Source organism: Pseudomonas sp. ADAK7 (genome assembly GCF_012935675.1).
GTDB lineage: Bacteria > Pseudomonadota > Gammaproteobacteria > Pseudomonadales > Pseudomonadaceae > Aquipseudomonas.
On sequence record NZ_CP052861.1, the window covers coordinates 6,628,122 to 6,642,224 of the forward strand.

A 14,103-nucleotide genomic window follows, 5' to 3' on the forward strand; every position below is an offset into this window, starting at 1 on the left:
TCTGTTTGTTGAAAGCTTAGAAATGAGCATTCCACCAAGACGGTGATGAATGTTGATTTCTAGTCTTTGATTAGATCGTTCTTTAAAAATTTGGGTATGTGATAGAAAGATAGACTGAACGTTACTTTCACTGGTAACGGATCAGGCTAAGGTAAAATTTGTGAGTAATTGCGAATTTTCGGCGAATGTCGTCTTCACAGTATAACCAGATTGCTTGGGGTTATATGGTCAAGTGAAGAAGCGCATACGGTGGATGCCTTGGCAGTCAGAGGCGATGAAAGACGTGGTAGCCTGCGAAAAGCTTCGGGGAGTCGGCAAACAGACTTTGATCCGGAGATGTCTGAATGGGGGAACCCACCTAACATAAGTTAGGTATCTTAAGCTGAATACATAGGCTTAAGAAGCGAACCAGGGGAACTGAAACATCTAAGTACCCTGAGGAAAAGAAATCAACCGAGATTCCCTTAGTAGTGGCGAGCGAACGGGGACTAGCCCTTAAGTGGCTTTGAGATTAGCGGAACGTTCTGGAAAGTACGGCCATAGTGGGTGATAGCCCTGTACGCGAAAATCTCTTAGTCATGAAATCGAGTAGGACGGAGCACGAGAAACTTTGTCTGAATATGGGGGGACCATCCTCCAAGGCTAAATACTACTGACTGACCGATAGTGAACTAGTACCGTGAGGGAAAGGCGAAAAGAACCCCGGAGAGGGGAGTGAAATAGATCCTGAAACCGTATGCGTACAAGCAGTGGGAGCCCACTTTGTTGGGTGACTGCGTACCTTTTGTATAATGGGTCAGCGACTTATTTTCAGTGGCGAGCTTAACCGAATAGGGGAGGCGTAGCGAAAGCGAGTCTTAATAGGGCGTCTAGTCGCTGGGAATAGACCCGAAACCGGGCGATCTATCCATGGGCAGGTTGAAGGTTGGGTAACACTAACTGGAGGACCGAACCGACTACCGTTGAAAAGTTAGCGGATGACCTGTGGATCGGAGTGAAAGGCTAATCAAGCTCGGAGATAGCTGGTTCTCCTCGAAAGCTATTTAGGTAGCGCCTCATGTATCACTGTAGGGGGTAGAGCACTGTTTCGGCTAGGGGGTCATCCCGACTTACCAAACCGATGCAAACTCCGAATACCTACAAGTGCCGAGCATGGGAGACACACGGCGGGTGCTAACGTCCGTCGTGAAAAGGGAAACAACCCAGACCGTCAGCTAAGGTCCCAAAGTTATGGTTAAGTGGGAAACGATGTGGGAAGGCTTAGACAGCTAGGAGGTTGGCTTAGAAGCAGCCACCCTTTAAAGAAAGCGTAATAGCTCACTAGTCGAGTCGGCCTGCGCGGAAGATGTAACGGGGCTCAAACCATACACCGAAGCTACGGGTATCACTTAGGTGATGCGGTAGAGGAGCGTTCTGTAAGCCTGTGAAGGTGAGTTGAGAAGCTTGCTGGAGGTATCAGAAGTGCGAATGCTGACATGAGTAACGACAATGGGTGTGAAAAACACCCACGCCGAAAGACCAAGGTTTCCTGCGCAACGTTAATCGACGCAGGGTTAGTCGGTCCCTAAGGCGAGGCTGAAAAGCGTAGTCGATGGAAAACAGGTTAATATTCCTGTACTTCTGGTTATTGCGATGGAGGGACGGAGAAGGCTAGGCCAGCTTGGCGTTGGTTGTCCAAGTTTAAGGTGGTAGGCTGGAATCTTAGGTAAATCCGGGATTCTAAGGCCGAGAGCTGATGACGAGTGTTCTTTTAGAACACGAAGTGGTTGATGCCATGCTTCCAAGAAAAGCTTCTAAGCTTCAGGTAACCAGGAACCGTACCCCAAACCGACACAGGTGGTTGGGTAGAGAATACCAAGGCGCTTGAGAGAACTCGGGTGAAGGAACTAGGCAAAATGGCACCGTAACTTCGGGAGAAGGTGCGCCGGTGAGGGTGAAGCATTTACTGCGTAAGCCCATGCCGGTCGAAGATACCAGGCCGCTGCGACTGTTTATTAAAAACACAGCACTCTGCAAACACGAAAGTGGACGTATAGGGTGTGACGCCTGCCCGGTGCCGGAAGGTTAATTGATGGGGTTAGCTAACGCGAAGCTCTTGATCGAAGCCCCGGTAAACGGCGGCCGTAACTATAACGGTCCTAAGGTAGCGAAATTCCTTGTCGGGTAAGTTCCGACCTGCACGAATGGCGTAACGATGGCGGCGCTGTCTCCACCCGAGACTCAGTGAAATTGAAATCGCTGTGAAGATGCAGTGTATCCGCGGCTAGACGGAAAGACCCCGTGAACCTTTACTATAGCTTTGCACTGGACTTTGAATTTGCTTGTGTAGGATAGGTGGGAGGCTTTGAAGCGTGGACGCCAGTTCGCGTGGAGCCAACCTTGAAATACCACCCTGGCAACTTTGAGGTTCTAACTCAGGTCCGTTATCCGGATCGAGGACAGTGTATGGTGGGTAGTTTGACTGGGGCGGTCTCCTCCTAAAGAGTAACGGAGGAGTACGAAGGTGCGCTCAGACCGGTCGGAAATCGGTCGTAGAGTATAAAGGCAAAAGCGCGCTTGACTGCGAGACAGACACGTCGAGCAGGTACGAAAGTAGGTCTTAGTGATCCGGTGGTTCTGTATGGAAGGGCCATCGCTCAACGGATAAAAGGTACTCCGGGGATAACAGGCTGATACCGCCCAAGAGTTCATATCGACGGCGGTGTTTGGCACCTCGATGTCGGCTCATCACATCCTGGGGCTGAAGCCGGTCCCAAGGGTATGGCTGTTCGCCATTTAAAGTGGTACGCGAGCTGGGTTTAGAACGTCGTGAGACAGTTCGGTCCCTATCTGCCGTGGACGTTTGAGATTTGAGAGGGGCTGCTCCTAGTACGAGAGGACCGGAGTGGACGAACCTCTGGTGTTCCGGTTGTCACGCCAGTGGCATTGCCGGGTAGCTATGTTCGGAATAGATAACCGCTGAAAGCATCTAAGCGGGAAACTAGCCTCAAGATGAGATCTCACTGGGACCTTGAGTCCCCTGAAGGGCCGTCGAAGACTACGACGTTGATAGGTTGGGTGTGTAAGCGCTGTGAGGCGTTGAGCTAACCAATACTAATTGCCCGTGAGGCTTGACCATATAACACCCAAGCAATTTGTGAACTCGAGAGAGACCAGATTGCGGTGTGTGAAGACGAAACGAACCGAAAGTTCGCAGCAAAAAAACACACAAATCTATCGCATACCCATTCGCTGGAGCGTGAACCTGAAAAGGCAAACGAGCTGGCTACCGAATTTCTTGACGACCATAGAGCATTGGAACCACCTGATCCCATCCCGAACTCAGCAGTGAAACGATGCATCGCCGATGGTAGTGTGGGGTTTCCCCATGTGAGAGTAGGTCATCGTCAAGATTAAATTCCGAAACCCCTATCTGCGTATGCAGGTAGGGGTTTTGTTTTGTCCGAAGGAAAGTGGCGCAAAGAAAAGGGACAGCTCAATGGCTATCCCTGAATACAACCAACCGCACCCTTAGTGAAACATTGGCAGTACGTGTTCAGCGATCTCCTCAATGACCTCTGCCACCGGGCGTTCGCTACGACGCATATGCAGGCCCACATGCTGCACACCTGCATCACGCAACGCCTGAAGCTCATCAATCAACGCCAGCCGCCCACAACTGCCACCAAAGCGCACTCGCCGCATCGGCGCATACGGATTGGCCTCCAGATCCAGATGAACAAAGCTGATGTAAGGTTTATCGCCACCGACCTCACGCCACAGCCCCACGCGACGACGATGCTCATCCGGCGTGCCAGGGTAGGCGAGCCATCCGTCCATGTGCTGACCAATCCAGGCCGGAGACTGCTGGCCCAGCCCCGCCACCAACAACGGCACCGACTGATCGCGCTCCGGCAACAGGCGAGCGCCCTCAGGCAAGCGACCTTCGCCCTGGCTGCGCAACAACTCAACCGTATCGCGAAAGATTTCGCCTCGCTGGGCATAGTCGACACCAAACAACGGATACTCCATCGGCCGATCACCGCTGGCCACGCCAAGCAGCAGGCGACCATCACTCAACTCATCGACACTGTTGGCAGCCTTGAGTGTCAGCCACGGCTGACGCAACGGCAGCACAACCGCGGCGGTGCCCAACATGATGTTGTCGGTGATCCCAGCCAGATAGCCAAGGTACGAAAACGTTTCAAATACCTGCGCGGCATCGCCGAAATTGGGGTCATAAACCGGTACGTCGCGAACCCAAAGGGCGCGAAACCCGGATTTATCAGCCAGGCGCGCCATAGCCGCGTGCTGCTTCAGATCGGGAACACCAAAAGGCCTGTCCTCGGCCATTCGCAGCCGTTGCCCATCACTGGACCAATCATTATCCAGCGGCAGTTCCAGGCCAATGGAAAACCCATTCGGGCCCAATAATCGTTGAAAACGTGAGTGCATGAAAAACTCCAGAAAGGGAATGACATGCACCCAGTATCTACAGGCTCATCTGCAAGAAAAATGCATGAATGGGAATATCAATCTTGCGTAAAACGCACGAGTTCAACTCAGCTACCAGCACGTCCGACCATCGTTTTGGCCCTCAAGGACAATCGTTCGAGGAAATCGCGCTAAAGTGCCGGCGTCATTTTTGGTATGGTGCACCTCGTTTTTTAATGGACTGATGACAACGCTGAGGATCGGCACCCCCTTCATAGTCAAAGAGCTGCTGCAGAAATGCCCGAACCGATACCGATCAAGGATCACGAAAAAGAGACGCGCCTGGTCAATAAAAGACTGATGGCCTGCGCCTTGTTTGTGGTCGCCATTACCTGCGCGCTGGTGGTGCGCATGTACGTGCTGCAGGTGGTCGAATTCGATTACCACTCGACGATTTCCGAAAACAACCGCGTCCACGTTTTGCCGATCACCCCGACGCGAGGGCTGATCTATGACCGCAACGGCGTGGTCCTGGCGGACAACCGGCCCAGCTTCAACCTGACCATCACCCGCGAACGTGCTGCGGATGTCAAAGAAGAGCTGGATGAGGTAATCAACCTCCTGCACCTGCCGTCAGAAGACCGCACGTTGTTCGACAAGGCGATGAAGCAGGCGCGGCATCCATTCGTCCCAGTGACCTTGTTCTACGAACTCACCGAGGAGCAGATCGCCGTCCTTGCGGTCAACGAATTCCGTCTGCCGGGGCTGGATGTCGAGCCGCAATTCGTCCGTCACTACCCGATGGGCGCGCACTTCGCGCACTCGATCGGTTACGTCGGTCGCATCAACGAGAAAGAATCCAAAGTACTGGATGGTGTGGAATACCGCGGTACCCAATCCATTGGTAAAACCGGCATCGAAAAATTCTACGAGTCCGAGTTGCACGGTCACGTCGGTTACGAAGAAGTGGAAACCAACGCCCAGGGCCGCGTGCTGCGCGTGCTCAAGCACACCGATCCAACCCCCGGCAAAAACATCGTTCTGAGCCTCGACGTCCACCTTCAGGAAGCCGCGGAGGATGCCCTGGGTGATCGCCGCGGCTCGGTGGTTGCCCTGGATCCGTCGACCGGCGAGGTGCTGGCCATGGTCAGCAAGCCAAGCTTCGACCCGAACATGTTCGTGACCGGCATCAGCTTCAAGGAATACGCGGCGCTGCACGATTCCATCGACCGGCCGCTGTTCAATCGCGTCCTGCGCGGCCTCTATGCGCCGGGCTCGACCATCAAGCCGGAAATGGCGATTGCCGGCCTCGATGCCGGCGTGGTCACCCCGCAAACCCGGGTCTTCGACCCTGGCTATTACCAGTTGCCGGACTTCGACCACAAATACCGCAACTGGAACCACAGCGGCGACGGCTGGGTGGACATGGACGCGGCGATCATGCGTTCCAACGACACCTACTTCTACGACTTGGCGCACAAGCTCGGCATCGATCGGCTGCACGATTACATGGCGATGTTCGGGCTCGGCGAGAAAGTCTCCCTGGACATGTTCGAAGAATCGGCCGGTCTGATGCCGTCCCAAGCCTGGAAACGCGCGACCCGCCGTCAGCCATGGTTCCCCGGCGAAACCGTGATCCTCGGCATCGGCCAAGGCTACATGCAAGTCACACCACTGCAACTGGCCCAGGCCACCGCGTTGATTGCCAATAAAGGCGTGTGGAATCGGCCGCACCTGGCCAAAACCGTCGATGGCGTGGCGCCGGTGGACGAGAACCCGATGCCGAACATCCTGCTCAAGGATCCGCGTGATTGGGAGCAGGTCAACCACGGCATGCAAATGGTCATGCACGATGCGCGCGGCATTGCCCGGGCGGCAGCGGTGGGTGCCCAATACCGTATCGCCGGCAAGAGTGGTACCGCGCAGGTGGTGGCGATCAAGCAGGGTGAGCGTTACAACCGGGCGAAAACCCTGGAACGTAACCGTGACAACGCCTTGTTTGTCGGTTTTGCTCCGGCCGAGCATCCGAAGATTGTGATCTCGGTGATGATCGAAAACGGCGAGGCCGGCGGTCGTGTTGCCGGTCCCGTGGTGCGGCAGATCATGGACGCCTGGTTACTCGATCAGGACGGCCATCTCAAACCGCAGTACGCCACGCCCGCCAAAGCGCCGGGCGATCCTCACGTCTAAGTGCCCAAAGCTTCGCGGTTAAGGGCGAATCCACGGTTCGCCCCGATCCCCGCAGGAGCAAGGCTTGCCCGCGAAGAACGATAATGGGCTCCTCCTGATACACCGCGAGCGCTGTAAGGCTCTTGCCATCGCCCTGACGTTAACGTAAAGATTGACGCCAGGGCGCTGATCTCAAAAAGCGCCAGGCGGACCGCTGCGGAGCGCTTGATGACGCTAATAAAAACAACACACCCCAAACCGCATCAGGAAGCCCGGCTGGCCCGGGAAAAACTGCACCTGGAAGGCGAAGTGCCCAACGGCGTCTTGCGTGCGGAAATCGATGCCTCGTGGCGGCGCAGCCTCAGCCATGGCGTGCCTTTCAACGGCAAGCACGAGCTGACCCTGGAATCGAGCGCCAGCCTTGAAGTGTTGCTGGCCAGCAATCGATTGCTGATCGACGCCGCCATGCCGGCCATCGATTACCTGGCCGAACGCCAAGGTAAAGAAGGGCTGATCATCCTCGCCAATTCCGACGCGACCATCCTCGCCGTCGAAGGCCGCGCCGACCGCCTCAAGGGTTCCGGCCTGCAAGACATCACCCTCGGCGCCTGCTGGAGCGAAGCCGCTCGCGGCACTAACGCCCTCGGCACCGCACTGGTCGAAGCCCGGCCGACCCTGATCGATTGCGGCGAACATTACCTGGATCGCCTGAGCGATTTCTCCTGCACTTCGGTGCCGATTCACTGCCCCCAAGGCGATATCCTCGGCGTCCTCGACCTGACCCGCGAAGGCCCGCTCGGCCGCGTCCACGACAGCACCGCATTATTGGCCATGGCCGTCAGCCAGATCGAAAGCCGGGTGTTCAATGCGAGCTATCCGGACCAGATCGTCCTGGCGTTCCACAGCCGTCGGCAGTATCTCGAATCCCCATGGCAGGGCCTGTTGGCGGTGAGCCTCGGCGGACAGATTCTCGCGGTCAGCGCTCAGGCCTGCCAGTTGTTGCGCGCCGAGCGCTCGGCGCTGGTTGGGCATCGCTGCGAAGAGTTTCTCGGCGTCGATGGCCTGCAACTGCTGGCCCGGTTGCAACAGGGCGGCGTCGGCAGCCTGCAAACCGCCAAGGGCGAATTCTTCTACAAAACCCTGCGCGCGCCCCAGCGTTCGATCAACGTCGGCACCACGCCGCGCCCGGTGGCCAAACCCGCCAAACCCCAACCCGATCTGGAATCCCTGGCCGGCAGCAATGTCCGTTACGCGCGCGCCTTGCGCATGGCCCGCCAAGGCCTGGCCAATGAACTGCCGGTGTTGCTGCTCGGCGAAACCGGCACCGGCAAGGAAGTCATCGCCCGTGCCTTGCACATGGCCGGCAGCCGTTGCGACAAACCCTTCGTCGCGGTGAACTGCGCGGCGATCCCCGAAGGCCTGATCGAGTCGGAACTGTTCGGCTACCGCGAAGGCGCGTTCACCGGTTCGCGCCGTGGCGGCATGGTCGGACGCCTGCAACAGGCCCATGGCGGTACCTTGTTCCTCGATGAAATCGGCGACATGCCGCTGGCGCTGCAAGCACGTCTGTTGCGGGTGTTGCAGGACCGAAAAGTCGCCCCGTTGGGCGCCGGCGAAGAGCAGGACATCGACGTCGCCCTGATCTGCGCCACCCACCGCGACCTCAAACGCCTGGTGGAAGACAAACACTTTCGCGAAGACCTGTTTTACCGGGTCAACGGCATCAGCGTGATGCTCCCGGCCCTGCGCGAACGCGAAGATTTCAGCAACCTCGTCGGTCGTCTGCTGGCCAAACTCGATGCGCCAGCGGTCACCCTGCATGACGACCTGAGCAAGTTGCTCGGCGGCTATCACTGGCCGGGCAACATCCGCCAATTGGAGATGGTGCTGCGCACCGCGCTGGCGATGCGCGAAACGGGCGACACCGTGCTCACCCTCGACCACTTGCCCGACAGCATGCTCGACGACCTCACCGCCACCGAACGCCCCCACGCCGGCAGCATTCGTGAAAACGAACTGGAGCTGATTCGCCAATCCCTGGACGCACACCAGGGCAACGTCTCGGCCGCCGCCGACGCCCTCGGCATCAGCCGCGCGACCCTGTACCGCAAACTCAAACAGTTGCGCCTGTGATGCAACGCCTGATCGTGCGGCTGATCGACAGCCAGAATCCGCAAGCCCTGGAAGCGGCGCTGCGCTGGCTCTACAGCTTCGTGCGGCCCCATCGGCTAGCGATTGCGGGATTGCTCGGGTTGTCGGTCTGCGCTTCGCTGCTGGTGTTGGTGCAACCGTGGCTCACCAAACTGCTGATCGACGATGGCCTGCTGGGGCGCAATTTCCCGGTGCTGGTGCTGATCGCCGGTTTGATGATCGTCGCCGGTTTGCTCGGCACCGCGTTGTCGGGGATCAACCGTTATCTGCACACGCGGTTGTCCGGGCGGATTCTGTTTGCCTTGCGCGATGATCTTTATCGGCACTTGCAGACGTTGTCGCCGAGCTTCTACGGCCAGCGACGCATCGGCGATTTGATGTCGCGCCTGGATGGCGATGTTGCGGAGATTCAGCGTTTTGCCGTGGACTCGCTGTTCTCGGCGGTATCCAGCGTGATTGGCCTGTTCTTCTCCGTAGCGATGCTGTTGACCTTGTCGTGGAAACTCTCGCTGCTGGCGCTGGTGCTGATTCCCCTAGACGTGCTCTGGCTGCGCTGGATGCGGCGCAAGGTCGAGCGTGATGTGCGGCAGTTGCGCGAGCGCTCGGCGGACATGTCCTCGTTCATGGTCGAGACATTGCCGGTGATGAAATTCATCCAGTCCGCCGGCCAACAACAGCGCGAAGCGCGGCGGCTGGAGAGTTTGGGGCAGGGCTACATGAGCCAGTTGCTACGCCTGCAAGTCACCGAGTTTTTCACCCAGGCGGTGCCGGGTACATTGACCTCGTTGTCCCGGGCCTGTGCGTTCTTGATCGGCGGTTATTGGGTGGTGCAGGGCACTTGGCAACTCGGCGCGTTGATCGCGTTTTCCACGTACCTCGGGATGGCGGTGGGCCCGGTGCAAAGTTTGCTCGGGCTGTATGTCGCGATCCAGCGGATGACTGTCAGCCTCGGGCGGGTGATGGAGTTGCGCGGCGAAGAACCGACCGTGCTCACACCCGTTACACCACAACCAATGCCAAGCTCTGGCGAGCTGCGTTTCGACAATGTGCATTTCAGCCATCCGGGGCGCCCGAGCACGTTGAGCGGGATCGACGCGCGCATTCCCTACGGCTTGAAAGTCGCCCTGAGCGGCGGTTCCGGGGTGGGAAAATCGACCCTGATCGACCTGTTGCAACGGCACCACGATCCACAGTCTGGCCGGGTGTTGCTGGGGGAGGTCGATCTGCGGGAGCTGGACCTGTTCGAGTTGCGTCGACGGATTGCGATCGTCAGTCAGGACATCGTGCTGTTTCGCGGCAGCCTCGCGGACAACCTGGCGTATGCGATGCCAGACGCCAGTCGTGAAGCCATCGCCGAAGTCGCGCGGCTGGCGCAACTCGACAGCCTGATCGCGTCCCTGCCCGAAGGTCTCGACAGCCCATTGGGCGAGCGCGGCCAGCAGTTGTCCGGCGGGCAGAAACAGCGGATCGCCATCGCTCGGGCACTGTTGCAGGATCCATTGATTCTGGTGCTCGACGAAGCCACTTCGGCGGTGGATGAAGCCACCGAGCGCGAAGTGATCGAAGCCATCGACCGCTTGTTTGCCGGACGTACGCGCATCCTCATTAGCCATCGGCCTTCGACGTTGGCCGATGCCGACCTGCGCTTTGAGTTGCTCGATGGCGTGCTCACGTCGAAAACGGTGCTGCATGAAGCCTGAACTGCGGATTGGTGTGGTGGACAGCGGTCACTCGGCGGCGCAACGGGTGCAGGTTGTCGTGGGACGGCGCTTTTCGTTGTTGGAGGATGGGCTGGCGGAAAGTGATCTGCGTGACGATCCGCTGGGCCACGGCAGCGCGGTGATCGAGGCCATTGGGCGGCGGGCGCCGGCAGCAGTGTTCTGTGTGGGGCAGGTGTTTGACCAGCGCGGCGTCACCAGCGCCTTGCAGATTGCCACGGCGATTGACTGGTTGGTGGCGCAGGACGTGCGGTTGATCAATTTGAGCCTCGGTTTGCGCCAGGATCGCAGTCTGTTGCGCGAGGCTTGTGCGGCGGCGGTGGCACGAGGTGTTTTGCTGTGTGCATCGAGTCCGGCCCAGGGCGAGGGCGTGTTTCCGGCGAATTACCCACAGGTGCTGCGGGTCACCGGCGATGCGCGATGCGCCGAGAACGAATGGTCGTGGCTCAACAGTGCCCAGGCGGATTTTGCGGCGTGTGTACACGGGACGTACCCGGGGCAATCGGGGGCCAGTCTGGGCTGTGCGGCGTTGAGCGGGCACATTGCCGGTTTCCTCGTCGCCCATCCCGATGCGAGCAATCAACATGTCATCGAATGGCTGCGGGATCACGCCCGTTATCGCGGCCCTGAACGGCGTTTCGGCCCATGATTCTGATTCTTGGCGCCGGGCCGGCGGGCGCAGCGGTGGCACTGGGTTTGCGCCGGCTCGGTTACCCGGTGACGCTGGTCAGCGAATGGCGGCGCTTTGCTGCGCTTGAGGGCGTTTCCGTGCGGGTGCTGGAGGCGTTGCGTGGCGCGGGGTTGAACCTCGCGTTGGCGGACGCGGCGCTGCCTTCCCAGCGGCAAGTGTCGTGGAACGGCCAGCAGCATGCGCAGAACATCGAATTTTTATTGGATCGCCCGAGCTTTGATCGAGGTCTGCGCGAGGATTTGCGTGTGGCCGGTGTCGAGCTGATCGAAGGACGGGTACTGACGGTGCAGTCCTCGGCGGCGGGGCATCGAGTCGAGGTTGAAGGGCGTGAAACGTTGAGCGCGGACTTTCTGGTGGAGGCGCGCGGACGTTCAGCACCAGCCCTCGGCAAAGGCTTGCGCGGGCCGGAGACGGTCAGCCTGCTCAATCGCTGGCAGGCCACGCCAGGCTACACCGCCAGCGCCGTGGAAAGCCTTGAGGACGGCTGGGCCTGGATGGCGCGGCGGGCTGACGGGCAGTGTTACTGGCAATGGACGGTGGACGTGGCCAGCGCTGAGTTGCCGGGCAAGGCGCAGTTGCTCGATTACTGCCGTCAGCGGCGCCACGGTTCGGCAGTGGCTCGGGCGTTTTTCGGTGATCAGCCGGATAGCGATCTGCAACTGCACGCGCGCAGCAGCACGGCGATTCTGTGCCCACAGGTCTGTGGCGATAACTGGATTCGGGTAGGTGACGCGGCGATGGCGGTGGATCCGTTGTCGGGTAACGGGATTTTTCAGTCGCTGTCGTCGGCATTGCAGGCGCCGACGGTGATCAACACCTTATTGCGTAAACCGGAGCGGGCAGCGTTGGCCCAGCGCTTTCATCAGCAGCGGGTGGCGCGGTTGTTTTTGCGCTTTGCCCGGATCGGGCGGGATTTTTATGCGGATGAACAGCGGTGGCCGGATCAGCCATTCTGGCAGGCGCGGCGGCAGTGGCCGGATGCTGAGTTGGCCCATGCCGAGGCGGATTTTGCCTCGTTGCGAATTGAGCGGGCGCCGGTTTTGCGCGACGGGTTTGTCGATGAGGCCGAGGTGGTGATCACGGCGGATCAGCCGCTGGGGATCTGGCATGTGCAGGGGGTTGAGCTGGCGCCGCTGGTGCGGCGGTTGTGGGTTGAATCTGCCGAGCAGGCGTTGGCGGGGTTGACCTCGGAGCAGGGGCGGGTGGTTCGGGGGTGGTTATTAGCTCAGGGGTTCAAACCCTGACTGATCGTTCCCACGCGGAGCGTGGGAACGATCAGTGTCAGAGCTTGATCAACACCGACTTCAACTCGGTGTAATGCTCAATCGCCGCATACCCCATCTCCCGACCGACCCCCGACATCTTGTACCCGCCAAACGGCAGCGCCGGATCGAGCGCGCTGTGGCAATTGACCCACACCGACCCCGACTTGATCCGCGGAATCATCCGGTGCACCGCCGCCAGATCATTCGACCAAATACTCGCGCCCAAACCATAAGGGCTGTCGTTGGCCATGCGCAACGCATCGGCCTCGTCATCAAACGGAATCGCCACCAGCACCGGCCCGAAAATCTCGTCCTGCACCAGCGAGTGCTTCTGATCGACATCGACAATCACCGTCGGCTTGACGAAGAACCCCGGCCCGAACTGCTCACCACCGCAGGCGATGGTTGCGCCGCTTTCCCGGCCTTTTTCGATATAGCCGTAAACCCGCTCTTGCTGCCGCGCTGAAATCAACGGCCCCATGTCCACGGTTGGGTCCATGCCGTTGCCAAGCTTCATGGCGTTGGCGATGTCGGCGATGTCTGCCACCACATTGTCGAAATGCTTGCGCTGCACATACAGCCTGGAACCGGCGCAGCAGACCTGGCCCTGGTTGAAGAAAATCGCACTGGCTGCACCCGTAGCGGCAGTCTTCAGATCGGCGTCGGCCATGACGATGGTCGGCGATTTGCCGCCCAGTTCCAGGGTTACCCGGGTCATGGAATCCATGGCGATCTTGCCGATCTGCTTACCGACGGCGGTGGAGCCGGTGAAGGTCAGCTTGTCCACCAACGGGTTGTGAGTCAGCGCCGAGCCGGCGGTGATGCCGGTGCCGGTGACCACGTTGAACACCCCCTCGGGGTAGCCGGCTTCCAGCACCAATTCGGCGAGTTTCAGCGCGCTCAGTGGTGTTTCATCGGCAGGTTTGAGCACCACGGTGCAACCGGTGGCCAGGGCCGGGCCGAGTTTCCAGCAGGCCAGCAGCAATGGGAAGTTCCAGGCGACGATGGCGCCGACCACCCCCACCGCTTCGCGACGAATGAAGCTGTGGAATTGATCGTTGGGCATCAGTGGTAACGAGACTTCAACGCTGGAACCTTCGATCTTGGTCGCCCAACCGGCCATGTAGCGCAGGAAGTCGATGGACAATTGAACGTCCATGACTTGGGCGACTGCGGCGCTTTTGCCGTTGTTCAGGCATTCCAGTTGCGCCAGCAGCTCGGCGTCGCGTTCCATCAGGTCGGCGAGTTTCCACAACAGGTTTTGCCGTTCCCGGGGACGGGTGCGGGTCCAGGTTGAATCATCGAACGCCTGGCGGGCAGCGAGCACTGCGCGGTCCACATCTTCCGGCGTGGCCCGAGGCACCACACATAAAATTTCACCGGTGGCCGGGTTGTGCAGGGGCATGGTCTGGCCGTCGGCGGCCTCGACCCAATCGCCGCCGATCAGCATGCGCGGGGCGCGCTGGATGAATGCCGACGTGGCGGGAAGCAAATAAGGGAGGGACATGGCGCGATCTCTTTTTATTCGTGAGATCAGGGCTTTCGCAATGGCTGTGCCAAGTGGCGGGAAGCGCTGGATAGCCCCTGATTGGCCGGGTTTCGCAGGATGCAGGGGATGGCGATGCAGGCGATTTTTTCGCAAATTGCGACAGCGGCTGAGACGACGAGCAACCGGGTCATGCCCTTGAGGCACTCA

At 59.1% G+C, this 14,103-nt stretch carries 7 protein-coding genes and 2 rRNA genes; 7 read left to right on the forward strand and 2 right to left on the reverse strand.

Annotation, left to right across the window (positions count from 1 at the left end):
• The first annotated feature begins 226 nt into the window (after window positions 1-226).
• Window positions 227-3,118, forward strand: a 23S ribosomal RNA gene (locus HKK53_RS30480).
• A gap of 158 nt (window positions 3,119-3,276) precedes the next feature.
• Window positions 3,277-3,392: ribosomal RNA gene (gene rrf, locus HKK53_RS30485) — 5S ribosomal RNA — on the forward strand.
• A 118-nt stretch (window positions 3,393-3,510) separates the two neighbouring features.
• On the opposite strand, the gene HKK53_RS30490 is transcribed toward rrf, so the two are convergent.
• Entirely contained in the window at window positions 3,511-4,434 is a 924-nt protein-coding gene (locus HKK53_RS30490) for a TIGR03571 family LLM class oxidoreductase (protein WP_169373816.1), read from the reverse strand.
• Window positions 4,435-4,710: 276 nt separating this feature from the next.
• Here HKK53_RS30490 and mrdA point away from each other — a divergent pair, with 276 nt between their 5' ends.
• The 5 genes from mrdA (at window position 4,711) to qhpG (ending at window position 12,386) form a co-directional block, all read left to right on the forward strand.
• A complete protein-coding gene (gene mrdA, locus HKK53_RS30495) occupies window positions 4,711-6,603 on the forward strand; it encodes a penicillin-binding protein 2 (RefSeq protein WP_169373817.1) in 1,893 nt (630 codons plus the stop codon).
• 207 nt (window positions 6,604-6,810) lie between these two features.
• Window positions 6,811-8,715, forward strand: a complete 1,905-nt coding sequence (locus tag HKK53_RS30500) for a sigma-54-dependent Fis family transcriptional regulator (protein ID WP_169373818.1) — start codon at window positions 6,811-6,813, stop codon at window positions 8,713-8,715.
• Window positions 8,715-10,433 carry an ABC transporter ATP-binding protein gene (locus tag HKK53_RS30505; protein WP_169373819.1) on the forward strand — a complete coding sequence of 573 codons (1,719 nt, stop codon included), beginning with the start codon at window positions 8,715-8,717 and terminating at the stop codon, window positions 10,431-10,433. Before HKK53_RS30500 ends, HKK53_RS30505 begins: the two co-directional genes overlap by 1 nt.
• Complete coding sequence (gene qhpE / locus HKK53_RS30510) at window positions 10,423-11,100, forward strand: subtilisin-like serine protease QhpE (protein WP_169373820.1); 678 nt, start codon at window positions 10,423-10,425, stop codon at window positions 11,098-11,100. Before HKK53_RS30505 ends, qhpE begins: the two co-directional genes overlap by 11 nt.
• Complete coding sequence (gene qhpG / locus HKK53_RS30515; protein ID WP_169373821.1) at window positions 11,097-12,386, forward strand: flavin-dependent monooxygenase QhpG; 1,290 nt, start codon at window positions 11,097-11,099, stop codon at window positions 12,384-12,386. The genes qhpE and qhpG overlap by 4 nt, the downstream gene beginning before the upstream one ends.
• A 37-nt stretch (window positions 12,387-12,423) precedes the next feature.
• Here qhpG and HKK53_RS30520 read toward each other — a convergent pair whose 3' ends face one another.
• Window positions 12,424-13,914 carry an aldehyde dehydrogenase family protein gene (locus tag HKK53_RS30520; protein ID WP_169373822.1) on the reverse strand — a complete coding sequence of 497 codons (1,491 nt, stop codon included), beginning with the start codon at window positions 13,912-13,914 and terminating at the stop codon, window positions 12,424-12,426.
• Window positions 13,915-14,103 lie beyond the last annotated feature (189 nt).